This is a genomic window from Streptomyces sp. ISL-96 (assembly GCF_018614035.1).
Classification (GTDB): Bacteria; Actinomycetota; Actinomycetes; order Streptomycetales; family Streptomycetaceae; genus Streptomyces.
In genome coordinates this window covers 15,044-38,140 of sequence record NZ_JAGGPA010000025.1, presented here as the reverse complement: position 1 = coordinate 38,140, position 23,097 = coordinate 15,044, and the positions used below count along the sequence as shown (strand labels likewise).

The window sequence follows — 23,097 nt, the reverse complement described above, 5'->3', positions numbered from 1 at the left end:
CCGCCGGTGGCGTCAGCAGGAGGGAACCGGAGTCAGCGAAACGACCCGGTCGAGCGGTACGACATGACGTTTCCTCACGTCCCCCTTGCCGGTCCGGACGATCACGCCTGCTCGTCCGCTGCCGCCCAGCTCGCCGCAGATCTCGGCCGCGTCCGCCGTCACCACCTTCACCAGGTGGGTGGATGCGGCCTCCGCGGTGCTCCACAGCAGCACCAGCGATCCGGCGGCAAACAGCACACCGGTGACGCAGGCAACGGTTGCCCGGCGCAGGGCACGGGCGATCCGTACGGCCTCCGACTCCGTCCAGCGACGCAGCGCCTGACCGGCGAGCAGGATTTTCTCGCCGGGCCGCCCGTGCGCCGCCCGCGCGGCGAGTAGTACGCCCCAGACCAGTGCCGCGAAGGCGGCGCCCACCAGCGTCAGGGCAACGGTCCCGATCGGTTCGGGCGCGTTCGCGACCGTGTCCGGCCCCTTGACCACGGCGAGCACCGCGAGCAGACCCGCAAGCCCGGTCAGCCCACTGCGCCAGCCCTCGGCCTGGCGGCGCAATTCCGACAACTGGGTGAACTCCAGCTCCCGCGCCAGTTCCGCCCATCGGCGGTCCGAACGGTCCGAACGGGCCGTCACACGCCACCACTCCCAGGCCGGCCGACGGCGCCGCGTACGCGCCAACTCGCCCCGCAGCCAAAGAAGACGAGGTCCGCCGGCTGACCGGGATGGATGTGCCCGCACTCGCAGTAGTGCGCCTCGGAGCCGACCGGGTCCGGCTCCGGTCCGGCTGGCCGGCGCGTGCGCCGCGCGGCCAACCGGGATCTGATGTTCCTCTTCACCCCCGTCCCCGGACTGCCGTAGCGGTACTCGGTCTCGGTCGGCCCGAAACACCGCGGACAGATCGCCGATACGACCAGTCCGGCCCCGTCGGGCGACGTCTGCACGGTCGGTCGGGTGTCCGTCTCGCCGAGCGAGGTCTCGGCGTAATCGAGATCCACGCGATGCTGGGGTACGGCGGGGTCAGTCATGGTGCTCCAGATCCTTCAGATTCAACTCGAACAGCTCCGCATACCGGTGCAGGCGGTCGACGACCCAGCTCTCGCTCTCGCCCACCGCCTGGGCGGCGAAGGCGGCGTCGTCCGCCGTCACCCGCCCGTGCCGGGCGGGCAGCTGCCCGTCGGCGTGCACGGACAGCAGACTCAGGTCCTGCCACAACGGCAGTACGTCCGGCAGGGGCACCGCGACGAGGCCCGTCTCGGGTTCCAGCGGAAGGTACGGGGCGATCCGGCTCCACGTACGGCTCACCTCCTCGCCCAGTCGCCCGGCGACGCTCACCAGGTCCAGCGGCCCGAGGGGCTCTCCGGGCGCCGACACGCGGAACTCGCCGCTGACCGCGACCCAGTCCTGGGCACTCGGCTCCTGATCGGGCAGAGCGTTGACCTCGGCCTCGGAGAGCTCGGGGACGAGCGCGCCGATGGCCCGCAGAGGGGCGAGAAGGAGGTAGGCGGCGCGCGGGCTTGTGTGCATCCTGCGGGAGTAGGCGACAAGCTGAGTGGGGGTGAAAGGAGTCCAATGGGGAGGCTCCATCCATTCGCTGTCGGACTCCTCGTCGTACCCCCAGTCGATCAGTGCCGCCCCCTCCGCCTGGCCGTACTGCCGGCCCGCGAGGGAGACCGGCAGCTCAGGGACATTCAGGCCGAACGGCTTCGCCCGGCGGCGTGCGTTCTTCCAGGTCTTCGCCAATGACTGCTTCAGCTCCAGGCTGGCTCCGAAGAGGACCTCCGAAGTCGGCAGCAGGGGGTAGTTGGAACCGTCCCAGAGGTTGTCGCGCCCGGAAAAGGAATAGCGGTGGGGGACGGGAAGCTCGTTCCAGGAGCGGAGCAGTGCGGACGCGTCAGGTGCGTCGACACCGGCGGCGCGCAGTTCATCGAGGACGTCGCCCATGTCGGTGCGGTTAACGCCCCGGGGCTCCGCGCAGGCGAGGTCGCGCATGGTGATCCCGTCCTCGATCTGGATGCCCTCGCTGTGCGCCACGCTGACGAACTGGGAAGTCCCGCCGCTGGGTATCAGGCGGCCCGATCCGGACTTCTCGGTGTAGCGGCGACGCTGGACAAGCCCGAGCCGGTTCGCCCAGTGGTGGAGATCCCTCTCCGCCTTCCGCAGCGGAATCTCCTCGTTGGCCGCGTAGTCCAGGGTGGCGGCCCAAGGCAGTGTGAGGTGTCCGTCGGCGGCTCGGAAGACGAAGTGCCGGATCGTCGCGCCGACTTCGGTGGGAAGAGTCCCCCACAGGATTGCGGTCTCCCAATCGGGCACGTTCCAGCCCAACCAAGTGAACCGGCTCAGCCGCGTGTGCACCTCGCGGGGGGATAGGCCCTGGCGATCGGCGTTGGTGAACGAGTCCCAGTACCGGTGGGCGCGGCGCCAGGTACGGGCCTCCCGTACGTAGAGCGCAGCGAGATCCAACTCGTCGCAGACGTGGTCGCGCATCTGCTCCGGCACGTCCGGCAGCGGCTTGGCCAGCAGAGGCGCGTACCGACGGCACGCGTCCACGAGCTCTCCCAGGGAAGAGTCAGTCGCCGCCGACGCCCGGACCAGTCCACCCAGATCGTCATGTGCGTGCCGGTAGCCGTTCTTGAGCGTGATGTCCGCTTCCCACTCCTGCCGTTCGTCGCCGACCAGTCCCCGCAGGATGGCGAAGTCCTGATAGTCGGGCGTCCAGTCCAGATCACCGGCGCGCGAAGCGGGCGGGGAGAACTGCGGGTGCGTGAGTCGCAGAGCGCGGGCAACCCGCATGGCCTCACTCACCGTTATGTCGTGCTGGTACGCAATGAGCATGAGATCACGCCAGTCTCGGGTCACCCGTGTGGCGACCTCGGCCCATCCCGGCTCCGGCACGGGGTGCCCGGCCAGGGAGGCAGGGCGGACGTGCTTGTCCTCCTCCCGTCTGAGGCGGGGCATGCCAAGCGCGGAGGCCCGCCATGGGACGGTGTGGGACTCGTTGGGTTTGAGGGGGCGCAGTTTCGTAAGGCCGGAGTCCAGGGAGAAGCATCCGATGGCGTCGAGCCGCACGGTGCGCGACCGCGACTCGAGCTCATGCCGTACGACCAGATCGCGCCCCGTGAGCACTGGCCAGACCGTCCGGGCCGCCCGGAGGTTCCTCGACTCCAGCCGCCAGAGCCAACCCATGGTGAGCTCAGGCCAGCCGGCGAGCGCGTTCGCGCCCTTCTGCCATTGCTCCGCTTCCCACGCGGAGTCGTAGTACTTGAGCCTCTTCCGGTTCACGCTGAGGTCCCCGGCCTGGGCTCCCGTGAGGTTGAGGACGTAGCCGTCGGGTCGCTTGTCCGTGGCAATGCCGTCGCACACGATCGCACCAGTACCGTTCACCCACCAGAGCACCCCAGGCACCGCTTCAACCGACGACACTGTGGGCGAGCCCGGCCATAGCTCGCCGGCTGTCCACGTCCGCACCGCACCCTTCGCATCGTGCGCTGCGAGCGCGAACTCGCTGATCAGAACTAGGTTGCCCAGCGTGTCCACGCAACTGAGCCCGGCATCCGCGATGTCGTCGCGCAGGTAGAGGCGGACGCGCGTGCCGCCCTCCGGCATACCGTCGCCCGGCTCGTCGAACTCCTGGATGCGGAACAGGCTGCCACTGCTCGAGATCTGGACGAGCAGCGCCTTGCTCGCGACGCTCCCGTCCGCGTCCACCGGACGGGTCACGATGGCCATTTCCTTCGCCAGCATGAAGTAGCTGAACACACCGATGCCGAAGCGGCTGTTGGGGTACAGCCGCAGTGACCGGTCGTGCCGCAGCCACGCCTGCTGCTCCCGACGGAAGGACCGAGACTGCTCGAAACGGCGTCCGGCGCGGGTGAACGTGTTCTTGAGCTGTTCGACCCCCATCCCCACACCGTTGTCCCGGCACTCCACGTAGCGACCGCGCTCGTCCTCTCCCTGGACGAATCGGATCTGCCCGGTCCAGTCGCGCTGCCGGCGGCCGGTGGACTCCAGGAACCGCTTCCGCATCGCTCGGTAGCGGCATGCGTCCATCGCGTTCTGGTACAGCTCCCGCAGCGCCAGCTCGGGTTCGCCGTCGTACAGCTTCTCGCCCATGAGGAGGTTGCGGACTTCGGTCTGGGACAGCTGGAAGCGCAGCAGCGGTACGTCGTACACCCGGCGTCCCCGCTCCTCGGCGGGGCGCAGCAGCCGGCCGGTGATCCGCGTCGGCACCGCCGCCAGCAGCTCCGCCTCCCGGGGAGCGAGTTTCTCGGCCGTGTCCCTCAGGGTGCGGGCGAGCTCGTCGGCGTGCTCGACCGTCGCGGCCAGCGCGGCGTGCACCGCCGGATGCGGGCAGATCACGTCGAGATGGAGCTGCTCCGCGTCCTCGTTCCACTGCGCGTGGCGCACGACGTAGACCACGTCCGGGGGGATGATCCGGTCGGGCACGGCCAGATGCTCGGCCAGGACGTCGGGGAACGTACGGACGTCGAGGGCGAGGAGTCCAGCGAGGCGCAGCAGTGCGGCGAGCGGCCGTACGCGCAGAGGATGCGCTCTTTCCTGGCCCGGCAGCCGGACCGTCGTCGTCGACAGACCCTGTTCTCCCAGGGCGACGCCGGCGGCGATGCCCGCGAGTGCCTCCGCCAGCTCGGCGGCGCGACCCTCCCCGGCCCCCTGGCCCAGCAGCTCGGCGGCCAGCCGGCGGGTGAGCGCGAGAGGGACGGGGTGCTCATCCAACTCCATCTGCTCGGCGATCCAGCGATGCACCAGCCACAGGGTGACGGCGTCCGCGTCGTCCGACCGGGCGTCCCGCAGTTTTCGGGAGATGTCCGGGCGGTGCTCGGCCACCTGCTCGTAGTGACGGCGTGCCGCACCACCGTTCTCCCACCGGAACAGCGCCTGCGGATGGATCTCCGGGGCAGCGCTGAGCCGGCCCGCCCAGGCCGCTTCGTGCAGGAAGGGGGCCGCAAGCAGCGCCGCCGCCTCCACTGCGGAGATTTCTACGGACTCGCCGATCAGCCGCGGCAGCCGGTCCCGCAGCAGCCGCACCGGAAGTTCGTCGTCGGCCCACGGGTCGGGAAGCCGCTCCTGGGCGCGGTGGACCGTTCGCGCGCACTCGTCGACCACTCCCAGCAGGGCCTCGCGTATCCGCTCCAGGTCGCCCGCCCCGGTCTGCGGCGCGCGGTCCCAAAGCCCGCTACCCACCACTGCGGCCCGCCAGGTCTCGAGCAGCCGCCGCCCGTTGCAGACGACCGTGGTGCGGGTCTCGGGCTCGTGATCACTGCCGTAACGGATCGTGGCGCGTTGGGCGAGACCGTGCCGGTGGGCCAACTTCGTGGTGTGGGCTCTCGCCGCTTCGAAGACCTCCTGCACGGTCTGCGCGTTCGTCATTGGGCCCAGCGCCTCCGCCAGCCCGGACGTGAAGAAGCTTCCCTCCGCGGTGTGACCGGACAACTGCCTGGCGGCGCAACCGGTCATTACCGCGAAACGGCCGCTGGGCGGGCCCTTGAGGATGCCGCTGCCGAACGCCTCCCGGCTCTCTTCCGTCCCGCTCCGGCAGGCGTCCACCAGCCACAGCACGGTTCCCGCCGAACAACCCGTCAGGTAGCGGCTGATGTCGGCAGGCAGCAGGCTTTCGAGGACGTGCGGCTGCTGCCAATCGCCGGTCTCGCCGACCGGCGCGGAGGCGTCGTGCGGGACCAGGTAGTCGGTGTCATCGATGCGTACGCCATGCCCGGAGAAGTACAAAAGTAGCGTCCCGTCAGGCGGCACATCTCCGGACGCCCGGGCCAGACTCGCCGTGATGTCGCGGCGAGTGGGATTGGGGAGGGTCTCCACCTCGTAACCGGAGCCCCTCAAGGCGGCCGCCAGATTGCGCAGGTCGGCTGCGACCGGTTCTTCGAGCGACTCGAAGTGCTCCGACGCCTCCGGTGTGGTGCCGACCCCAATCAACAGAGCCGTACGCGCCCGCTCCATGTATCCCCCCGTCGTTCATCGTTATGATCCCACTGTGTGAGCAGCGGGGGCGGTATCGAGCGCGTCGGGTCCGTCCACCGAAGGGTCCGCGGCATCGCCCAGACCGGCACGGATTCACAAACGGACGTGGCCGGATGACTAATGGACGTCCGTGCGCGTCGGCAAGGGCAGCGCCAGCAGGCGGTCCAGGCTTACGCCGACGTACTCCTTCTTCTCGCAGTACTCCGCGAACTCCTCGTCCGTCTTGCGGCCGTAGTGCTCGGCGTGCTGAGTGCGCTCCTCCTGGTACTCCATGGAGGGGACCGCGAAACCGCAGGCGTCACTGATGCGCCAGGCGTGGATCACGATGATGCAGCGGGCGCCGGGCCCGTCGACGCCCATGCTAACGATTATGCGCCCAACTACTATCGGCGTGCGGGTGTTTCAGGTGGCGGACCGGTTTAAGCCTTGGCCGCCAACGGCCTGCTGTGTTCCCGGACCTGCTCCGGCGTCAGGTACACCGAAGTGTTCTCGAAGTCCTGGAGCGTGCCTGCCCGGCGGGCCTGGAAGTCCGTACGGACGAAGTCGTCGCCCGCGACCGCGTTGAGCGTCCAGTTGGTCATGACCCGGGTCCTGGCGGTCATGGTGGGCAGGGCCAGCAGGTGGTAACCGCGGGCCACGGCCTGGGCGGGGAGGCCGTGCAGTTCCAGGCCCAGGGGTTTGGAGACCGCGTCCCGGCCGCCGAGGTCCACGACCAGGCCGAGGTCCTTGTGGACGTACGGCTTCAGCGGCATGCCGCGCAGCCGGGCGACGATGTTGTCGGCGAGGACCTTGCCCTGGCGCTGGGCGTGCTGCGCGGTCGGCGGGCACAGCGCGTCGCCGCCCTTCGCGACGTCGGGGACGGCGGCCGCGTCGCCCGCCGCGAACAGGCCGTCGAAGCCGGGGACCGTCAGCCGGGGCGTGGCGGCGAGCCGGCCGCGTACCGTCTCCGCTCCCAGCGTGGCCACCAGGGGGCTCGCGGCGACTCCGGCGGTCCAGATCAGGGTGTGCGACGGCAGCGTACGGCCGTCGGTGAGCTTGACGGCTGTCGCGTCGACGGAGGCGACCGAGGTGCCCAGGGAGAACTCGATGCCCCGGTAGCGGAGCATTGCCATGGCCTTCTCGCCCAGCTTCTCGCCGAGTTCGGGCAGCAGCCGCGGGGCCACGTCCAGCAGATGCCACTTGATCTGCGCGCGGTCCAGATTCGGGTAGCGCCCGACGGCGGCGGAGGTGAGGCGTTGCAGGCAGGCGGCGGTCTCGGTGCCGGCGTAGCCGCCGCCCACCACCACGAACCGCAACCGCGCCTCGCGCTCAGCGGTGTCGGTCGTGGCGGCGGCGATGTCGAGCTGGGCGATGACGTGGTCGCGCAGATGCGCCGCCTCGGCCAGGGACTTCATGCCGCGCCCGTGGTCGCGCAGGCCGGGGATGTCGAAGGTGCGGGTGGTGCTTCCGGCGGCGAGGACGAGCTGGTCGTACGGCTCCGCGATCACTTCGCCCGTGATCTTCCTGATGACGCACACCTTCGCCTCGGCGTCGATGCCGATGGCACCGCCGGGGCAGATCCTGGTGCGGCGCAGCCGGCGGCGCAGGGACACCGCGACCGACTGCGGGGTGAGGACTCCGGCCGCCACATGCGGCAGCAGCGGGAGGTAGAGCTGGTAGTCGGACGGGGACACCAGTACCAGCTCGGCCTCGGCGGGAGACAGCTTGCGTTCCAGCCGCTGGAGGCACTCGACCCCGGCGAAACCCGCGCCGACCACGAGGATCTTCGGTCGCGTCATGGTGAACACTGCTCCCTCGGCTACCGACAGCTGCTCGTCCCACCTTCGATGGCGGAGCCGGCAGCCGCGCGCCGACGAGGGCATTCGGGGGCCGTCAGCCGCGGCGGCCTGCGCGGACGACGGAGCCCTCCGCCTGCTGGGCGCGGCACAGGAACCGGTAGTGGTCGCTGGTTTCCATCAGCTGCGCATGGCTTCCCGCGGCGACCACCTCACCCGCGTCGAGCACGACGATCAGGTCCGCGGCCCGGATGGTCGAGAACCGGTGAGCGATGACCAGCAGCGCGCATTCCGTGGAGGTCTGCCGGATCGACCGGCGCAGAGCCGCCTCATTGACGGCGTCGAGGTGGGCGGTCGGCTCGTCGAGCAGCAGCAGGCTGGGGCGGGTCAGCAGGGACCGGGCTATGTCGATGCGCATGCGCTCGCCGCCCGAGAGCGCCATGCCGTGCTCCCCGGCATCCGTGTCGAGACCGCGTGGCAGCCGGGACGCCAGCTCCGTCAGCTGGGCCAGCTCCACGACCCGGGCGAGCTCGTCCGCCCCGGCCTCCGGTGCGGCGTACAGCAGGTTCTCCCGCAGCGTGCCGTACAGCACCGGGGCGTGCTGCTCGACGAGCCCGATCCGGGCGCGGTGCTGGGCACGGCTGAGGGTCCGTACGTCGCCGCCTTCGAACAGGACCAGGCCGTGGTCGGGGTCGTAGAAGCGCTCAGCGAGCGCGAAGACGGTGGATTTGCCGACGCCGGAGCTGCCGATCAGGGCGACATGGCCGCGCTCCGGCACCTGAAAGGAAACGCCGCGCAGCACCGGCCTGCGCGGGTCGTATCCGAACCACACGTCCCTGAACTCCAGAACCGGTGGGCGGGGGCCGCCCTCCGCCGACGGGGCGACGCCGCGCAGGGGCGCGGAGTCCGGCTCTTCCGGAGCAGGCGGTCGATGAGGTTGAGGCGGATGCCGAGCACCACTCCTTCGCCGGTGCGCGCGAGGACGTAGCCCGCCACTGCCTGGACCAGTGCCTGCGCGAGGAAGAGCGTGATCAGCAGGCCGACGGATCCCACGATGCCCGATCCCGCTCCGGACGACTCGACCACTCGCCTGACCACCAGCGGCTGGGCCAGGCCCAGGGCCGAGGCGACCAGCGTGAGCCCCACGGCGCCGGCGATCCACCGCCGGTGCCCGCGCAGCACGCGCAGAACCTGGCGGGGTCCGGTGAGGCGGCCCGCGTCGCCGATCGTTTCGCGGCTCGTTTCGCGGCTCACGGCACGGTGAAGAAGGCCCGGAAGTAGTCGGGCGGATGGCCCTCACCGACCGGTACGCCCTCGGCCTCCACCCAGGCGTGCGCCGCGAACGGCGGTATCCGCCGCGCCCCCACGCACCAGGTGGGCCACTGCCCGTGCAGGCGGCACAGCATGGCGGTGGCCAGCGACCGGGGCAGGCAACCCTCGGGCGCCGCGCAGGTGAGGCTGACCGCGACCACCGCCTCGCGGGCCGCCTCGGTCTCGCCGTAACTCGCCGGCCGGGCGCCGCTGCTCACCCGGCCGAGCACCGCGCGGATACGCCGCGGGGGCCTGCGGGCCAACAGCCGGGCAAGGCCCACGACAAGGAGCGCCTGGACCCGGCGCGCGGGCGGCACCGCACGCGGCTTGTGGGCGACAGCTTGGGGGAGGGGCACCGGAAATCTCCTTTGCGGTTACTGCGGTTACTGCGGTTTTCGGCGGTTTCTGAGGTCTACCGTTCCACCAGCCCGGACGAGTCGAGCGCCTCGATCAGACCCTGTACGTCCTCACGCGCGCTCTCGGCATCGACGTCGCAGGCACCGGTCAGCTGCCGCACCGCCTCCTCGGAGGTGCCGTCGGCCAGCAGCGTTCGTACGACCTGGGCGCCGGTGGGGTTCAGTTCCCAGTACTCGCCGCTGTCCTCGTCGAGCAGCGCGATCCCGTACTCGGTGTCGGCGCAGAAAACGCCCGTACGCAGCTTGAGTGTCATGGCATCGCTCCCGCTTTCGGGTGGGTGGCGGCCCGCTCCCAGGTGCGCAGCCAGATTTCGCAGGCCACGGCCTGGTAGAGCGCGTCGTGCAGGTCGTATGGGTGCTGCCGCAGCGGTCCGGTGCACAGCTTGCGCAGCGCGGCCGCATCGATCAGCCCCGTCCGGCCCAGGCGGGAGTCCTCGAACAGGGCCAGCAGCTGCGCGCGATTGCGTCGCAGCGCGGCGTCCAGGTCGCAGGTGCCACCGGCCTTGACCTACCGGCCGAGGACCTGTGCGGGAACCACGCCGCGCATCGCCTCCTGGATCAGCGGCTTGTACCCCCATGGGGGGCGCTTCTCCTCGCGCCGCACCGCGAGCGCCGCTTCGAGCACCCGGTCGTCGTAGTAGGGCGCCGAGAGGGTGAGTCCGATGCGGGCGGCGAGCCGGCTGATCTGGCGGACGGGACGGGCGGAGTCACGTATTCCGACCAGGTCGTCGTGCAGCCCCCGCGGCCCGAGAGGCCGCGCGGCCGCCGCCTCGGTCCGGATCAGTTCCCGTACGGCGTCGGCCGCGTCCGGGGTGACCCACGGTGCCAGCCGCGGCGTCGGGCCCCAGTCGAGCGCGGGTGCCGTGTCGGGCGGTGGGGGTGGGGTGAGCCGGTCCGCCGCTCCGTTCAGCCACCTGCTGTACGAAGTACCGTCGCACAGCTGCCTGAGCATCTGGCCGCGCGGCCACCCGTACTTGGCGGCGAACCCGCGCAGCTGGAGCAGGGCCGTCAGCGGGCGGTGGCGCAGCAGCGTACGCAGATGAGATGTGGCGCAGCCCAGCGTCTCGTCACCGCCGAAGCCGGTCAGGTGCAGCCGCGATCCGTGACCGGCGGCCCGGCCGGCGATGGTGAGCCCGGGCGTAGTCGGCCATGCCCCCGCAGGGTTCGTCCAGCGGCTCGTTCATGTCCAGCAGACCGTGATAGATCAGCGGCATCTCGTCGGCCGGGATGACGTGGTGCTCGATACGGCCGATCGCGGCCGCTGTGATCCGAGCCCACTGCACGTCGTCGTCGAGCGGATCCGGGCTGGCGGCGGTGCACGCGATCACCTTGGGGCCGGCCCGGGCAGCCGCAGCCAGGCAGCACAGCGACGTCGAGTCGAGACCGCTCAGGTCGCTGCTGACCAGCTCGCGTCCACCGACCCGCACGTCCACGGCCGCTGTCAGCGCCTGTCTGAGCGCTGCGGCGCCTTCGGCCAGCGGCAGTTCGGGTGCGGGCGGAGCCCACCACCGGACCTCGCGCGCCCTTCCGTCGGTGTCGAGCACCAGGTAGCTGTCGGGCGCCACGAAGCCCACATCCCGCCACACCGGGCGGTACGTGAGCGGATGGAGTACGGGCGGGTCCAGGAGATGGAGGGCGAGCCGCTGCTCGTCCAGTCCCTTCCCACCGAGCAGGGCCAGTACGTCGGCCCGGTCGGACGCCACCGTGATGCCGTCGATCTCCGCCCGGAACAGCCGCCGGAAACCGGTGACCGAGCCCTGCGCGCGTACCCGCCCGTCCACCGACGCGACGAGATGGAAACTTCCGGCGAGTTCGCGGGCCGCGTCGGCGTCGGCGACCGTACGCACGTGTGCCGCCGCGCCGGCGAGCCGGCCGTTGGTTGCGTCGACTCCCCAGACACCGCCAGTTTGTTGGCGCCAGCCTGCCCGACGGCCGGCTGTTGACCGGGCCAACGCCCCATCAGCCAGGGGCGCCCGGAGGGGTGACGCACGATCAGTTCCGCGCGGCTGCGCAGCGCCTCGTCAGCACCGACAGCTGACGGGCAGTCCGGAAGAACCACGAACCAGGAGGGAATGGCAGAAGGTTCGGAATATTCCGGCACCGCGCACCGCCCTTCCATCCAAGCCGGCGACGGGTGCTCACGCGCCTGTCGCCGGTTTTTCTCGGATTTCCCCGTTCCTCAGACCTCAGAGGAGGTTGCCCTTGATGAGGATGTCGGGCGGACCTTTGCCCTTCCTGAACGGGTTACCGGTCTCCTTCGCAAAGGAGCCGAGCCGAGTCAGCGTCGGACGCTCGTATGCGCGCATCTCAGTACACCTCCTTCCTTCTCCCGGATCGGCGGGAGCGGCCACGCACCGACAGGCCGCAAAGGACGTACTGGAATGTTCACGGAATCCGGACGCGGCAGACATGACAGACCTTGCTCGCAATCCGGTCAAGCGGCTTCTCTCCGACCAGGGACCCCTCACACCGGCAAGGACGGTCCAGCCACATGGAGTTGGGCGCGATGACCCCGTGCATTTCCAGGCTAGACCCTCCTCCGCGGCCGGTCATCCGGAGGAGGTGCGGCCGGGCGCCCCAGGTCTGCATTGACGAAACATACGGTGGCCTGCATACTTATACCCACCACCGCATGCATCGTAAGGAGAAGCCCGTGACCGAGCGCGTCGTACTCGCCTACTCAGGCGGACTGGACACCTCCGTCGCCATCGGCTGGATCGCCGAGGAGACGGGCGCCGAGGTCATCGCCGTTGCCGTGGACGTCGGCCAGGGCGGCGAGGACCTGGACGTCATCCGCAAGCGCGCGCTCGCCTGCGGTGCCGTCGAAGCCGAGGTCGCGGACGCCAAGGACGAGTTCGCCGAGGAGTACTGCCTCCCGGCGATCAAGGCCAACGCCCTCTACATGGACCGCTACCCGCTGGTCTCCGCCCTCTCGCGGCCGGCCATCGTCAAGCACCTCGTCGCCGCCGCCAAAAAGCACGGCGCCTCGATCGTCGCCCACGGCTGCACCGGCAAGGGCAACGACCAGGTCCGCTTCGAGGCCGGCATCTCCGCGCTCGGCCCCGACCTGAAGTGCATCGCCCCGGTCCGCGACTACGCGATGACCCGTGACAAGGCGATCGCCTTCTGCGAGGAGAAGAACCTCCCGATCGCGACCACCAAGAAGTCCCCGTACTCCATCGACCAGAACGTCTTCGGGCGCGCCGTCGAGACGGGCTTCCTGGAAGACATCTGGAACGCCCCGATCGAGGACATCTACGAGTACACCGCGAACCCGGCGCTCCCGCGCGAGGCCGACGAGGTCGTCATCTCCTTCAAGGAGGGCGTCCCGGTCGCCGTCGACGGCAAGCCCGTCACCGTCCTCCAGGCGATCCAGCAGCTCAACGAGCGAGCGGGCGCGCAGGGCATCGGCCGGATCGACATGGTCGAGGACCGGCTCGTGGGCATCAAGTCCCGTGAGGTGTACGAGGCTCCGGGCGCGATCGCACTGATCACCGCCCACCAGGAGCTGGAGAACGTCACCGTCGAGCGTGAACTCGCCCGCTACAAGCGGCAGGTTGAGCAGCGCTGGGGCGAAATGGTCTACGACGGCCTGTGGTTCTCGCCGCTCAAGCGGGCGCTGGACGGCTTCATCAACGAGGCCAACCAGTACGTCACCGGCGACATCCGGATGACCCTGCACGGCGGCCGGGCCGTCGTCACCGGCCGGAAGTCCGACGAGTCGCTGTACGACTTCAACCTGGCGACGTACGACTCGGGCGACACGTTCGACCAGTCCAAGGCGCAGGGCTTCATCGAGATCTTCGGCCTGTCGTCGAAGATCGCGGCACGGCGTGATCTGAGGGCCTAGCCCGACGTGACCTCGCGCCACCAAGACTCGTTCGACAACCGCCTCCCCGTCCTCCGCGGCGCGGAGGCGGTCGCACATCCCCACCCTTGAGGAGCAGTAGCTGTGAGCAGCAACAACGGTGACGTCCGGCTCTGGGGCGGCCGTTTCGCCGACGGACCGGCCGAGGCCCTGGCCAAGCTGTCCGCGTCCGTCCACTTCGACTGGCGTCTCGCGCCGTACGACATCGCCGGCTCCCGAGCCCACGCCCGCGTACTCCACAAGGCGGGGCTGCTCACCAAGGACGAGCTGGAGCGCATGCAGGCCGGTCTCGACCAGCTGGAGGCCGACGTCGCGGACGGCTCGTTCGTCGGCACCATCGCCGACGAGGACGTCCACACCGCCCTGGAACGCGGCCTCCTGGAGCGCCTCGGCGCCGACCTCGGCGGCAAGCTGCGCGCCGGCCGGTCCCGCAACGACCAGGTCGCCACCCTCTTCCGGATGTACCTGCGCGACCACGCCCGCATCATCGGCGGCCTCGTCGCCGAGCTCCAGGACGCGCTCGTCGGCCTCGCCGAGGCGCACCCGGACGTCGCCATGCCCGGCCGTACGCACCTCCAGCACGCCCAGCCGGTCCTCTTCGCCCACCACGTCCTGGCCCACGTCCAGTCCCTGTCCCGGGACGCGGAGCGGCTTCGGCAGTGGGACGAGCGAACGGCCGTCTCGCCGTACGGATCGGGCGCCCTGGCGGGGTCTTCCCTCGGCCTGGACCCGGAGGCGGTCGCCGCCGACCTCGGCTTCGAGCACGGCTCCTCGGGCAACTCCATCGACGGCACGGCGTCGCGCGACTTCGTCGCCGAATTCGCGTTCATCACCGCGATGATCGGCGTCAACCTCTCCCGGATCGCGGAAGAGATCATCATCTGGAACACGAAGGAGTTCTCCTTCGTCACCCTGCACGACGCCTTCTCCACCGGCTCGTCGATCATGCCGCAGAAGAAGAACCCGGACATCGCCGAGCTCGCGCGCGGCAAGTCCGGCCGCCTCATCGGCAACCTCACCGGCCTGATGGCGACCCTGAAGGCGCTGCCCCTCGCGTACAACCGCGACCTCCAGGAGGACAAGGAGCCGGTCTTTGACTCCTGCGACACGCTCGAAGTCCTGCTGCCCGCCTTCACCGGCATGATGGCCACGCTCACCGTCAACCGCGAGCGCATGGAGGAGCTGGCGCCGGCCGGCTTCTCGCTCGCCACCGACATCGCGGAGTGGCTGGTCCGTCAGGGTGTGCCGTTCCGGGTCGCGCACGAGGTCGCCGGTGAGTGCGTCAAGGAGTGCGAGCTGCACGGCATCGAGCTCGACCAGCTCACCGACGAGCAGTTCGCGAAGATCTCCCCGCACCTCACCCCCGAGGTGCGTACGGTCCTGAACGTCGCCGGCGCTCTCGCCTCCCGCAACGGACGCGGCGGCACCGCGCCGTCGGCGGTCGCGGTCCAGCTCGCCGAGGTGAAGGCCGACTTGGCGACCCAGCACGCCTGGGCGACCGCCAAGAGCTGAACCGCGCGGTCCGGTTGAGTACGGTGGTGAGGAACCGTACTCGACCGAACACGCGCGGAGGCCCACGATGCCCTTTGCCCGTCTGGCGACGGCGACCACTGCCACCGCCCACATCGGACTCGGCCTCGCGGCCGTCGGCCGTCCGGCGTACATCACGCCCGACCGGGACCGCGATCTGCCCGGCGGCCGCACCCCTGACGCCCTGCGCGAGCGCGCCCACGAACTGCTGGACGCCGCCTACGCGCAGGGCGTGCGCTATTTCGACGTCGCGCGCTCGTACGGCCGGGCGGAGGAATTCCTCGCGGAGTGGCTGCGCGCCCATCCCGACGTCCAGGACGTGGTGATCGGCAGCAAGTGGGGCTACACGTACACCGGTGACTGGCGCACCGACGCCGAGGTCCACGAGGTCAAGGAGCACAGCGTGGCGGCCTTCGAACGGCAGTACGCCGAGACCGCCGCCCTGTTGGGCGACCGCCTCGACCTCTACCAGATCCACTCCGTCACGCCCGACAGCCCGGCGCTGACCGACCCCGCGCTCCATGCCCGGCTGGCGGAGCTGGCCGTCGGCGGTGTCACCGTCGGCATCTCCACGAGCGGCCCAGCCCAGGCGGAGGCGATCCGGGCGGCGCTCGCCGTCACGGTGGACGGCGAGCCGCTGTTCCGTACGGTCCAGGCGACGTACAACCTGCTGGAGACGTCGGCGGCCCCAGCGCTGGCCGAGGCCCACGATGCGGGCCTGACCGTGATCGTGAAAGAGGCCCTGGCGAACGGCAGGCTCGCCGGTCCCGCCGCGCCACCCGCGCTGCGGGCCGTCGCCGGTGAAACGGAAGCCACCTGCGACGCCGTCGCCATCGCGGCGATCCTCCGGCTGCCGTGGGCCGGTGTCGTCCTGTCGGGCGCGGCCACAGCGGTCCAGCTGGTGTCGAATCTGCACGCCCCCGTGGTGGACCTCGACGAAGGGCACCTCGCCCGGCTGGGGGAGCTGGTGGAGGAGCCTGCGACGTACTGGAAGCACCGCTCGGAGCTGCCCTGGAGCTGACTGACCCAGAAGTCAAAATCGGACACATTATCACAATACGCTCATATTTGGTCACTCTCTGTTTCACTGTCGCCGGGCGCCAGATCGCAGCGCCCTCTTCGCACGAAGGAGACAGAAGCAGAATGAAGATCACGAGCGGCGTCCTGAAGCGCGTGGCCGTCCCGGCTCTCGTCGCGGGTATGGCACTGCCCCTGGCCCTCGCCACGTCGTCTGCCGCGCAGCAGCCGGGCCCCGCCTCCACCGTCACCCGATCCGGCGGGACGGTCGCGTACTCCGCGTACAGCGGTGAAGACAACAAGCTCAGGGTCAGGGCCGAGGCGGACGTGAACGGCAACCTGGTCCTTGTTGTCGAGGACTTGGAGGGCATCGACGCCGGCTTCGGCTGTCAGCAGGATGGTCCCAATGTCGCCGTGTGCGATCTGGCCGGTACGGTCACGCGCATCAGTGCCCAGCTGCGAGACGGCACGGACACCGCGTTCATCGAGGTCAGCACCGCCAGTACGGTCAACGCGGGAACCGGCGCCGATATCGTGGAGACCTCGGGCGGCAATGACACGATCGACCTCCGCGACGGTGTGGGCGGCAATGACTCCGCGAGCTGCGGCGGCGGTGGCAGCGACACCGCCATCGGCAACCCCGGCGACCGCATAGCCGCCAACTGCGAGCGCAGGGCGTTCTAATAGACCGTAGGTGCGAGGCAGGAAGATCCGGCGACGCGCACGGGCCCGGAAGGGGCGGAAGCCGTGCGCGTCCAATTTCGAGACATGAATGTCTCATTCGGGTTATGGTTGTCTCATGACTGTCGATCGCGACCAGGTGCTCCGCACCGCGGCCGCCCTCCTCTCCCGCAAGGCGACCGCGACCATGGACGAGGTCGCCAAGGCGGCCGGCATCGGCCGGGCCACCCTGCATCGCCACTTCGCCGGGCGTGACGCCCTCGTCAAGGCGCTCGAAGAACTCGGCATCCGCGAGTTCGAGGCCGCGCTCGACGCCGCCCGGCTCGACGAAGGACCCGCCGAGGAAGGCCTGCGCCGCCTCGTCGCCGAGATCGAGCCCGCCGCCGGTCTGCTCGCCTTCCTCGTCACCGAGAACCAGCTCTTCGAGGGCGCCCATGTCAACGAGGGATGGGGCCGTCTGGACGCGCGCGTCTCCGCGCATTTCCGGCGCGGACAGCAGCAGGGCACGTTCAGGATCGACCTCACCCCGGCCTGGCTGACAGAGGCCCTGTACGGGCTCATCGGCACCGGCGCGTGGGCCGTCCAGGACGGCCGGGTCGCGGCCAAGGACTTCCAGTACATGATCGTCGAGTTGCTGCTCGGCGGAGCGCGTCGGAACGTGGAGCAATGACCAGTAGCGGCCGGCATCAGATGGCGCGGAACGCCGTCCACCATCCCGGCCGCTGGCTCGCGCTCGGGGTCCTCGTCCTCGCTGTGCTGCTGGTCGCCGTCGACGCGACCGTACTCGGCCTCGCGACGCCCTTCCTCAGCGAGGACCTCCAGCCCTCCGGCACCCAGCTGCTGTGGATCGGCGACGTCTACTCGTTCGTCATCGCCGGCCTGCTCGTCTCGATGGGCAGCCTCGGCGACCGCATCGGCCGCAAGAAACTGCTGCTGACCGGCGCGGTCGCGTTCGGCGCGGTCTCCGTGCTGAACGCCTACGCCACCAGCCCCGAGATGATGATCCTCGCCCGCGCGCTGCTCGGTGTGGCCGGTGCGACGCTGATGCCTTCCACGCTCGCGCTGATCCGCAACATCTTCCACGACGCCGAGGAACGCAGCTTCGCCATCGGTGTCTGGGGCGCCGCGGCCTCGGCGGGCGCGGCCGTCGGCCCGGTAGTCGGCGGCTTCCTCCTCGAGAACTTCTGGTGGGGCTCGGTCTTCCTCATCAACGTGCCCGTGATGGTGATCCTGGTCATCGTCGGCATCAAGCTGCTGCCCGAGTCGAAGGACCCGTCGCCGGGTCCGTGGGACCTGCTCAGCGTCGCGCTCTCACTCGTCGGCATGGTGTGTGTCGTGTACGCCGTCAAGGAGGCGGCGGCGCACGGTTTCCGCTGGGACATCGGGCTCGCGGCGGCGGTCGGTGTGGCGGGGCTCTTCTGGTTCGTACGGCGCCAGCTCACGCTTCCGTCGCCGCTGCTGGACATGCGCCTGTTCCACCACCGCGGGTTCTCCGGCGCGGTCCTCGCCGACCTGCTGACCATCCTGGGCCTGTCGGGCCTGGTCTTCTTCCTCTCGCAGTTCCTGCAACTCGTCCAGGAGCGCTCGCCCCTGGAATCGGGCCTCATCGAACTGCCCGCCGCGGCCGGTGCGGTGGTCGCAGGTCTGGCGGCCGGCTATGTCGCGCGCAGGCTCTCGGTCCGCACCGCGGTGACCGGCGGTCTGATAGCGCTCGGGCTCGGTCTGTTGACCTGCACCATCGCCACGGCGGACACCGGCGTACCCATGCTGGTCGCGGCCATGATCGTCGGCGGCATCGGCGCGGGCCTGGCCTTCACCGTGACGGCGGACGTCATCCTGTCCAGCGTCCCGAAGGAGCAGGCCGGAGCCGCCTCGGCCGTCTCCGAGACGGCGTACGAACTGGGCGCGGCGCTCGGAATCGCCCTGCTCGGCTCGATCGTGACCGGCATCTACCGCGGTTTCGAGGTGCCCCCGGGCATCCCCGCCGAGGTGGCGGACGCGGCGCACGACTCGCTCGGCGGAGCCGTGGAGTCGGCGGCGGCGCTGCCGGCCGACCGGGCCGCCGCGCTGATCTCCGTCGCACAGGACGCCTTCACCGACGGCTTCCAGGCGGCGGCGTGGGTGGGATCGGTGGTGTTGTTCGCGACGGCGGTTGCCGCGTGGTTCATGCTGCGGGGCCAGAAGCTGGCGGTGGGCATCGTGGAGGACCTGGACTGACGTACGTACGAGCCGCTGCCTCAGGCAGCCTTCGCCTTGGTGGCGTACATGTCGACGTACTCCTGACCGGACAGCCGCATGACCTCGGCCATCACCGAGTCCGTCACGGCGCGCAGCACATAGCGGTCGCGGTCCATGCCCTCGTAGCGCGAGAACTCCATCGGCTCACCGAAGCGCACCGTCACCTTGCCGGGGCGCGGGAGGCCCGCGCCGCCCGGCTGGAGCTTGTCCGTACCGATCATCGCGAACGGCACCACCGGCGCGCCGGTCATCAGCGTCAGGCGGGCGATGCCCGTACGGCCGCGGTACAGGCGGCCGTCGGGGGAGCGGGTGCCCTCCGGGTAGATCGAGAAGATCTTGCCCTCTTCGAGGACCCGGCGGCCGGTCATCAGCGCCGCGACACCGCCGCGACCGCCGTCCCGGTCGACCGGGATCATGCCGCAGCTGGTGAAGAACCAGGCCATCAGCCGGCCCTTGAGCCCCTTACCGGTGACGTACTCGTCCTTGCCGATGTAGTAGACCTGCCGGTCGCAGCAGATCGGCATGATCATCGAGTCGATGAACGTCAGATGGTTGCCCGCCAGGATGACCGGACCGGTCCCGGGAATGTTCTGGGCGCCCTCCACCTGTGGGCGGAACATCAGGCGCAGGATCGGTCCGAGCACTGCCTTGATGAGCGCGAGACGGGACAACGGTTCCTCCGGTGTCGTGGCCGGGTCGGGCTGGCGGCCTGTTCTGGATGAAGTCTGTGCAGGTGAGGACGATACTCGCGGTGTCCGCCCGACCGCACATCGGGTTCATCACTTCGATACGCAGTGTTGACGTGTGTTTCCACTGTGTTCCGTCCACGGCCTCGCCCGCGTAAGACGTAGGCGCCTACGATCGGGCCCTTCATCCTTGGCAGGTGCGGGACATGACAGAGGAGCGTTCATGACACAGGGCGGACAGCGAAACCCCGGGCGGCGCACGGTTCTTGGCGCGGCCGTACTCGGGGCGGGCGGAGTCACCGTCGGCCTGCCGGGTACGGCGAGCGCCGCCGAGGGCTCCTCGTCGTACCGGGATCTTCCCGTACCGACCGTCGTCGCGCACCGCGGAGCCAGTGGCTACCGCCCCGAACACACGCTCGGCTCGTACCAGCTCGCCCTCGACATGGGCGCGCACGTCATCGAGCAGGACCTCGTCCCCACCAAGGACGGGCACCTCGTCTGCCGCCACGAGAACGACATCACGGGGACCACGGATGTGGCGGCGCACCCTGAGTTCGCGTCCCGCAGGACGACGAAGTCCGTCGACGGCGTCTCCCTCACCGGCTGGTTCACCGAGGACTTCACCCTCGCCGAGCTCAAGACGCTGCGCGCCAAGGAGCGCATCCCCGGCACCCGGCAGGAGAACACCCTCTACGACGGCCGCTGGACGATTCCCACCTTCGAAGAGGTACTGCGCTGGGCCGAGCAGCAGGGACGGGCCCGCGGCCGGCGGGTCTGGCTCCACATCGAGACCAAGCACCCCACGTACTTCCGCGGCCTCGGCCTGGGGCTCGAAGAGCCGCTCGCCAAGCTCCTGCGCAAGTACGGCCGGCACAGGAAGAACTCCCCGAACTTCCTCCAGTCGTTCGAGCCCAGCAGCATGCAGCGCCTCGCCGAGCTCGTCGCGGCGCCCCGCGTCGTCCTGCTGTCCGGAGCCGGCACCCGGCCCTGGGACTTCGAGGTCGCGGGCGACCCGCGCAAGGTCGCCGACCTGGTCAAGCCCGAGGGCCTGAAGTGGATAGCCGGCTTCGCCCAGGGGCTCGGCCCCACCCTCGACCTGATCATCCCCAAGGACGCGGCGGGCAAGCTGGGCACGCCGACGACGCTGGTACGTGACGCGCACGCGCAGGGCCTGATCCTGCACCCGTACACGATGCGCAACGAGAACACCTTCCTGCCCGCGGACTTCAGGCGCGGCACCGACCCGGCGGCGTACGGAGACGCCTTCGGTGCCTTCCAGATGTACTTCGAGCAGGGCATCGACGGGATCTTCTCCGACAACCCGGACACGGCGCTGCTGGCGGCGGCGGACTTCACACGCCGTTGACCATGGTGAGGGGGCCGGTTGCCACGGACGGGTGACTGTGGCGCCGCGCGGCAACCGCCGACCGCCGGCGCCACGTCCCGCCTGGCATGACCTACCCCGTACCTGCCGCCCCGCCCCGGGCCACCCCGCCCACGTCGTACACCCTGTTCAGTACGCTGCGCCCCCTGCTCGCCGCCGAAGCCGTGGCCGAGGCCGCGGGCGGGGGAGTCGAGCCAGGCGACCTCGAACAGGCCGTATGGCTGCGCCTTCTTGAGCTCCTCGACGGTTCGGGCCCGCCGCCCGACCCGTCGGGCTGGCTGCTGCACGCCGTACGGACCGAGGCGAACCTGGCCCGGCGTGCGACGCGGCGCGAACTGCCCCACCCCGCCCCGCCGGCCGCGACGACGGACACCGCCTGCCCCGAACGCGCCGCGCTGAGCGCCGAGCGGCGGCGCGTGCTGCGCGCGGCGGTGCGCAGGCTGCCCGGCAGGTGTCCACGGCTGCTGGCCGCGATGCTGTCGCCGGCTGATCCCACGTACCGGGAAATCGCAGGGGAGTTGGGAATGTCACAAGGCAGTTTGGGGCCCATGCGTTCCCGTTGCCTGGGATGCCTGCGCAGAATGCTGGCGGCGGAGGTTGCGGCTCCTGGGCAAAGGGGAAAGGAGCGATAAGCAACCGGCGTATCAGGCGAGCGGGAGGCATGCACACATGGGCATGAGCGTGACCATCTCAGCGGCAACGGCGCAGGATGCCGAGCAGATCCTGAAGTTGCAGTACCTGTGCTACCAGAGCGAGGCCGAGCTGTACGGCGACTACAGCATCGAGCCGCTCACCCAGACCCTCGACGACCTGCGTGCCGAACTCGCACGCAGCCACGCGCTGGTGGCGCGGCTCGGGGACGAGGTGGTCGCGTCGGTGCGCGCGGCGGTCGACGAGGCAGGGACCGCGAGGATCGCCAAGCTCATCGTGCATCCCCGGATGCAGCGGCACGGGCTCGGTGGGCGGCTGCTCGACGCGATCGAGGAGTACTTCGCGGGGGAGCCGGCTGCGAAGCGCTTCCAGCTCTTCACGGGGCACCGGAGCGAGGGCAATCTGCGCCTCTACCGGAGCCACGGTTACGCCCCGGTCGCCACGGAGCAGATCGCCCCTGGCTTCGCCGTGGTCACCCTCCAGAAGGAGACGGTGGAGGCGGAGGCGTACGCGGCGAGCGCGTAGGCGGTGCCCGAACTGGGGCTCCGCCCCAGACCCCGCTCCTCAAACGCCGGAGGGGCTGGATGTGCCCGGCAGGCGGCTGGATGGTGCGGGCAGGGGCGGGTTTCCTGCCCTAGCCGCAGAATTCAGCCCGTCCGGCGTTTGAGGACACGCCCGTAGGGCGTTCGGGGTCTGGGGCTTGCCCCAGTTCGGGCAGGGGCGGGTCGGGGAAAGCCCGCCGCAGGCGACTCAGCCCTGTCGCGCCTTCCGCAACCACACCATCCCGGTGACGGGAAGCAGTACCGGGATGAACAGGTAGCCCATCCCGAACGCCGACCACACCGTCGCATCCGGAAACGCCGACGGTTCGATCACCGTCCACGTCCCCACCACCAGCACCCCCACAAGCTCACCCGCACAGCACACCAGCGCCGCCCGCCGAGCCGCCTCCCCGCCCCGTACCAGGGTGTACGTAATGAACGCGTACACCACCGCGGCCACGCCCGACAGCGTGTACGCCAGCGGCGCCCGGTCGTACTCCGTGGCGATCTGGTAGATCGACCGGGAAACCGCGCCGACCGACATGACGCCGTACAGCCACACCAGCAGCAGCACCGGCCCCTTCACCAGCCTCATCGTCAGCCTCCCCAGATGTCGTGGAGCCGGACTTCGAGCACGGCCAGCACGACCGCGCCGGACGCGACCGTCACCGAACCCCAGCGAGTCCGCTCGGCCAGCGAGAGGAAGCCGGCCGCGGGTACCGCCGCGAGCGCCCCGACGAGGTACGAAACGAAGATCACCGCACCGTCGTGCGGCTCCTCGCCGCGGGCCAGCTGCACGACGCCGACCACCACCTGGGCGAGCGCGAGCACGCTCACCACGGCCATGCCGATGAAGTGCCAGTCCTTGGTGGGCTGATCGCGATACGCGGCGTAACCGCACCACGCGGCGAGTACGAGCGCGGCCACGGAGACCGCGACCGTCAGGGCGTCAAGCATGACGACGAGCGTATTACGGCCGTTTACGTCCGCGACAACGGGTGGGCTTAGGGTCG

At 70.2% G+C, this 23,097-nt stretch carries 24 protein-coding genes; 9 read left to right on the top strand and 15 right to left on the bottom strand.

Annotated elements, in window-relative coordinates:
• Positions 1 to 12 precede the first annotated feature (12 nt).
• From J7E96_RS16715 to J7E96_RS16670, 12 genes are all read right to left on the bottom strand, one after another.
• Entirely contained in the window at positions 13 to 627 is a 615-nt protein-coding gene (locus J7E96_RS16715) for a hypothetical protein (protein WP_215132240.1), read from the bottom strand.
• Positions 624 to 1,019 carry a hypothetical protein gene (locus tag J7E96_RS16710; protein ID WP_215132239.1) on the bottom strand — a complete coding sequence of 132 codons (396 nt, stop codon included), beginning with the start codon at positions 1,017 to 1,019 and terminating at the stop codon, positions 624 to 626. Before J7E96_RS16710 ends, J7E96_RS16715 begins: the two co-directional genes overlap by 4 nt.
• Positions 1,012 to 5,964 carry a caspase family protein gene (locus tag J7E96_RS16705; RefSeq protein WP_215132238.1) on the bottom strand — a complete coding sequence of 1,651 codons (4,953 nt, stop codon included), beginning with the start codon at positions 5,962 to 5,964 and terminating at the stop codon, positions 1,012 to 1,014. Before J7E96_RS16705 ends, J7E96_RS16710 begins: the two co-directional genes overlap by 8 nt.
• A 138-nt stretch (positions 5,965 to 6,102) precedes the next feature.
• Positions 6,103 to 6,345 carry a hypothetical protein gene (locus tag J7E96_RS16700; RefSeq protein WP_251070012.1) on the bottom strand — a complete coding sequence of 81 codons (243 nt, stop codon included), beginning with the start codon at positions 6,343 to 6,345 and terminating at the stop codon, positions 6,103 to 6,105.
• A gap of 59 nt (positions 6,346 to 6,404) precedes the next feature.
• Positions 6,405 to 7,763 carry an NAD(P)/FAD-dependent oxidoreductase gene (locus tag J7E96_RS16695; RefSeq protein WP_215132237.1) on the bottom strand — a complete coding sequence of 453 codons (1,359 nt, stop codon included), beginning with the start codon at positions 7,761 to 7,763 and terminating at the stop codon, positions 6,405 to 6,407.
• Between the two features lie 94 nt (positions 7,764 to 7,857).
• Entirely contained in the window at positions 7,858 to 8,592 is a 735-nt protein-coding gene (locus tag J7E96_RS37455) for an ABC transporter ATP-binding protein (protein WP_308295995.1), read from the bottom strand.
• The gene (locus J7E96_RS37450) at positions 8,511 to 9,014 is read right to left on the bottom strand and encodes a hypothetical protein (protein ID WP_251070011.1); all 504 of its coding nucleotides are present in this window, start codon (positions 9,012 to 9,014) and stop codon (positions 8,511 to 8,513) included. Before J7E96_RS37450 ends, J7E96_RS37455 begins: the two co-directional genes overlap by 82 nt.
• On the bottom strand, positions 9,011 to 9,427 hold the full coding sequence (locus tag J7E96_RS16685; protein ID WP_215132236.1) for a lasso peptide biosynthesis B2 protein: 417 nt from the start codon (positions 9,425 to 9,427) through the stop codon (positions 9,011 to 9,013). The genes J7E96_RS37450 and J7E96_RS16685 overlap by 4 nt, the downstream gene beginning before the upstream one ends.
• 56 nt (positions 9,428 to 9,483) lie before the next feature.
• Positions 9,484 to 9,741, bottom strand: coding sequence for a lasso peptide biosynthesis PqqD family chaperone (locus tag J7E96_RS16680; RefSeq protein ID WP_215132235.1), 258 nt, complete (start codon positions 9,739 to 9,741; stop codon positions 9,484 to 9,486).
• Between the two features lie 254 nt (positions 9,742 to 9,995).
• The gene (locus J7E96_RS37445; RefSeq protein WP_251070037.1) at positions 9,996 to 10,574 is read right to left on the bottom strand and encodes an asparagine synthase-related protein; all 579 of its coding nucleotides are present in this window, start codon (positions 10,572 to 10,574) and stop codon (positions 9,996 to 9,998) included.
• Positions 10,555 to 11,334 (bottom strand): asparagine synthase-related protein, encoded by a 780-nt coding sequence (locus J7E96_RS37440; protein WP_308295994.1) that lies wholly within the window; start codon positions 11,332 to 11,334, stop codon positions 10,555 to 10,557. Before J7E96_RS37440 ends, J7E96_RS37445 begins: the two co-directional genes overlap by 20 nt.
• Before the next feature lie 339 nt (positions 11,335 to 11,673).
• Positions 11,674 to 11,793 carry a keywimysin-related RiPP gene (locus tag J7E96_RS16670; RefSeq protein WP_215132234.1) on the bottom strand — a complete coding sequence of 40 codons (120 nt, stop codon included), beginning with the start codon at positions 11,791 to 11,793 and terminating at the stop codon, positions 11,674 to 11,676.
• A gap of 347 nt (positions 11,794 to 12,140) precedes the next feature.
• Here J7E96_RS16670 and J7E96_RS16665 point away from each other — a divergent pair, with 347 nt between their 5' ends.
• The 6 genes from J7E96_RS16665 to J7E96_RS16640 all read left to right on the top strand — a co-directional run bounded on the left by J7E96_RS16665 (position 12,141) and on the right by J7E96_RS16640 (position 18,800).
• The gene (locus J7E96_RS16665) at positions 12,141 to 13,337 is read left to right on the top strand and encodes an argininosuccinate synthase (RefSeq protein WP_215132232.1); all 1,197 of its coding nucleotides are present in this window, start codon (positions 12,141 to 12,143) and stop codon (positions 13,335 to 13,337) included.
• A 102-nt stretch (positions 13,338 to 13,439) separates the two neighbouring features.
• Entirely contained in the window at positions 13,440 to 14,867 is a 1,428-nt protein-coding gene (gene argH, locus J7E96_RS16660) for an argininosuccinate lyase (protein ID WP_215132230.1), read from the top strand.
• Between the two features lie 67 nt (positions 14,868 to 14,934).
• Positions 14,935 to 15,906, top strand: coding sequence for an aldo/keto reductase (locus J7E96_RS16655; protein ID WP_215132228.1), 972 nt, complete (start codon positions 14,935 to 14,937; stop codon positions 15,904 to 15,906).
• Between the two features lie 122 nt (positions 15,907 to 16,028).
• Positions 16,029 to 16,586, top strand: coding sequence for a hypothetical protein (locus tag J7E96_RS16650; RefSeq protein WP_215132226.1), 558 nt, complete (start codon positions 16,029 to 16,031; stop codon positions 16,584 to 16,586).
• A 115-nt stretch (positions 16,587 to 16,701) separates the two neighbouring features.
• Positions 16,702 to 17,253: a TetR/AcrR family transcriptional regulator gene (locus J7E96_RS16645; protein ID WP_215132223.1), complete on the top strand. Its 552-nt coding sequence runs from the start codon at positions 16,702 to 16,704 to the stop codon at positions 17,251 to 17,253.
• Complete coding sequence (locus J7E96_RS16640; protein WP_215132221.1) at positions 17,250 to 18,800, top strand: MFS transporter; 1,551 nt, start codon at positions 17,250 to 17,252, stop codon at positions 18,798 to 18,800. The genes J7E96_RS16645 and J7E96_RS16640 overlap by 4 nt, the downstream gene beginning before the upstream one ends.
• A gap of 20 nt (positions 18,801 to 18,820) precedes the next feature.
• On the opposite strand, the gene J7E96_RS16635 is transcribed toward J7E96_RS16640, so the two are convergent.
• Positions 18,821 to 19,492: a 1-acyl-sn-glycerol-3-phosphate acyltransferase gene (locus J7E96_RS16635; protein ID WP_069929641.1), complete on the bottom strand. Its 672-nt coding sequence runs from the start codon at positions 19,490 to 19,492 to the stop codon at positions 18,821 to 18,823.
• Between the two features lie 238 nt (positions 19,493 to 19,730).
• On the opposite strand from J7E96_RS16635, the gene J7E96_RS16630 reads away from it, so the two are divergent.
• The 3 genes from J7E96_RS16630 (at position 19,731) to J7E96_RS16620 (ending at position 22,067) form a co-directional block, all read left to right on the top strand.
• Complete coding sequence (locus J7E96_RS16630) at positions 19,731 to 20,873, top strand: glycerophosphodiester phosphodiesterase (protein WP_215132219.1); 1,143 nt, start codon at positions 19,731 to 19,733, stop codon at positions 20,871 to 20,873.
• An 86-nt stretch (positions 20,874 to 20,959) separates the two neighbouring features.
• A complete protein-coding gene (locus J7E96_RS16625; RefSeq protein ID WP_215132217.1) occupies positions 20,960 to 21,523 on the top strand; it encodes a sigma-70 family RNA polymerase sigma factor in 564 nt (187 codons plus the stop codon).
• A 37-nt stretch (positions 21,524 to 21,560) separates the two neighbouring features.
• Positions 21,561 to 22,067, top strand: a complete 507-nt coding sequence (locus J7E96_RS16620; RefSeq protein WP_215132215.1) for a GNAT family N-acetyltransferase — start codon at positions 21,561 to 21,563, stop codon at positions 22,065 to 22,067.
• 225 nt (positions 22,068 to 22,292) lie between these two features.
• On the opposite strand, the gene J7E96_RS16615 is transcribed toward J7E96_RS16620, so the two are convergent.
• Positions 22,293 to 22,679, bottom strand: coding sequence for a hypothetical protein (locus J7E96_RS16615; RefSeq protein ID WP_215132213.1), 387 nt, complete (start codon positions 22,677 to 22,679; stop codon positions 22,293 to 22,295).
• A gap of 2 nt (positions 22,680 to 22,681) precedes the next feature.
• The gene (locus J7E96_RS16610) at positions 22,682 to 23,041 is read right to left on the bottom strand and encodes a hypothetical protein (RefSeq protein ID WP_215132211.1); all 360 of its coding nucleotides are present in this window, start codon (positions 23,039 to 23,041) and stop codon (positions 22,682 to 22,684) included.
• Positions 23,042 to 23,097: the final 56 nt, after the last annotated feature.

Coding starts and splice junctions, on each gene's coding strand:
- J7E96_RS16710 (WP_215132239.1), bottom strand. CDS start 1,019: ATGACTGACCCCGCCGTACCCCAGCATCGCGTGGATCTCGATTACGCC.
- J7E96_RS16705 (WP_215132238.1), bottom strand. CDS start 5,964: ATGGAGCGGGCGCGTACGGCTCTGTTGATTGGGGTCGGCACCACACCG.
- J7E96_RS16700 (WP_251070012.1), bottom strand. CDS start 6,345: ATGGGCGTCGACGGGCCCGGCGCCCGCTGCATCATCGTGATCCACGCC.
- J7E96_RS16695 (WP_215132237.1), bottom strand. CDS start 7,763: ATGACGCGACCGAAGATCCTCGTGGTCGGCGCGGGTTTCGCCGGGGTC.
- J7E96_RS16680 (WP_215132235.1), bottom strand. CDS start 9,741: ATGACACTCAAGCTGCGTACGGGCGTTTTCTGCGCCGACACCGAGTAC.
- J7E96_RS16670 (WP_215132234.1), bottom strand. CDS start 11,793: ATGCGCGCATACGAGCGTCCGACGCTGACTCGGCTCGGCTCCTTTGCG.
- J7E96_RS16655 (WP_215132228.1), top strand. CDS start 14,935: ATGCCCTTTGCCCGTCTGGCGACGGCGACCACTGCCACCGCCCACATC.
- J7E96_RS16650 (WP_215132226.1), top strand. CDS start 16,029: ATGAAGATCACGAGCGGCGTCCTGAAGCGCGTGGCCGTCCCGGCTCTC.
- J7E96_RS16645 (WP_215132223.1), top strand. CDS start 16,702: ATGACTGTCGATCGCGACCAGGTGCTCCGCACCGCGGCCGCCCTCCTC.
- J7E96_RS16640 (WP_215132221.1), top strand. CDS start 17,250: ATGACCAGTAGCGGCCGGCATCAGATGGCGCGGAACGCCGTCCACCAT.
- J7E96_RS16630 (WP_215132219.1), top strand. CDS start 19,731: ATGACACAGGGCGGACAGCGAAACCCCGGGCGGCGCACGGTTCTTGGC.
- J7E96_RS16625 (WP_215132217.1), top strand. CDS start 20,960: ATGACCTACCCCGTACCTGCCGCCCCGCCCCGGGCCACCCCGCCCACG.
- J7E96_RS16620 (WP_215132215.1), top strand. CDS start 21,561: ATGGGCATGAGCGTGACCATCTCAGCGGCAACGGCGCAGGATGCCGAG.
- J7E96_RS16615 (WP_215132213.1), bottom strand. CDS start 22,679: ATGAGGCTGGTGAAGGGGCCGGTGCTGCTGCTGGTGTGGCTGTACGGC.
- J7E96_RS16610 (WP_215132211.1), bottom strand. CDS start 23,041: ATGCTTGACGCCCTGACGGTCGCGGTCTCCGTGGCCGCGCTCGTACTC.